This window comes from Arthrobacter sp. Y3223164, assembly GCF_059091005.1.
This window is the reverse complement of the sequence record NZ_JBNHGF010000714.1, coordinates 1-773: the sequence shown is the minus strand read 5'-3', so window position 1 is coordinate 773 and position 773 is coordinate 1. Positions and strand designations below refer to the sequence as shown.

The following is a 773-nucleotide window of genomic DNA, read 5'->3' as shown; positions in this document are numbered from 1 at the left end:
GGCTGCCCCTGGTCCGGCGGCCGGTCCGAGTGCACCCGCCGCGGTTGCGGCAGAGTTCGCCAGCGCAGATGCCGGACTTGCTGCGCCCTGTTCGGCCACGTTCTCGCCGTTGATAGCGTTCGCGGCGGACGGGGCACCAGCAAGGGTTGAGGATGCTCCGGCGTGGGCAGCAGCCGGGCCAACCGGGCTGACCCCAACGGAGGCTCCGTCGCCGCTTGCGTGACCGGTGACCGAGGCGGGCCAGCCACCGGTACCGCTAAATGCGCCGGACACACCGGTTGCATCCGTTGCACCGAGGCCAGCTGAAGTGTCCGCGCCGGCGGCCTGCGGGCTTCCGGCGCCAGCGTCGGCCGGCACCAGGGACTGAACTGTCTCCGCGTCCTCTTCGCTGATCGGCGTCCCCGCGTTGGTCGTATCACCGGCGGTAAGGCCTTGCCCGACCAGGAGCGGCCAGGGTGCCGGAGAACCTTCGGGACCAGCGACTGCGGCTGCCGGATCAGTCGCCGCAGTCCCGCGGGACGGGCCTCGACGCTCAACGGCGGCCATGGCGAGGGGACGAACCGCATGAGCCTGCCCGTGAACTCCCTGCCCGTCGCCCCGGCGTCCTCCGCCCGTCCCGGCGGGCCGGCTGCCGCGCGCTCCTCTTCTCCCGGCTTCGACGCCGCCATGCAGGATGCGCTGAGGCAGGGTTCCGCTGCTTCCGCCAAGCGTTCCCAGCACGACGGCGGTGCCTCCGCCGGGAGCGCCGCGGGTGCCGCGGGTTCCGCGGGTCC

1 protein-coding gene is annotated in these 773 nt (G+C 73.2%); it reads left to right on the top strand.

What is annotated here, in order from left to right; genetic code table 11:
• Positions 1-564: 564 nt before the first annotated feature.
• The coding region (locus AC5RUJ_RS17570) for a hypothetical protein (protein ID WP_494156419.1) at positions 565-773 on the top strand (209 nt) is incomplete at its 3' end.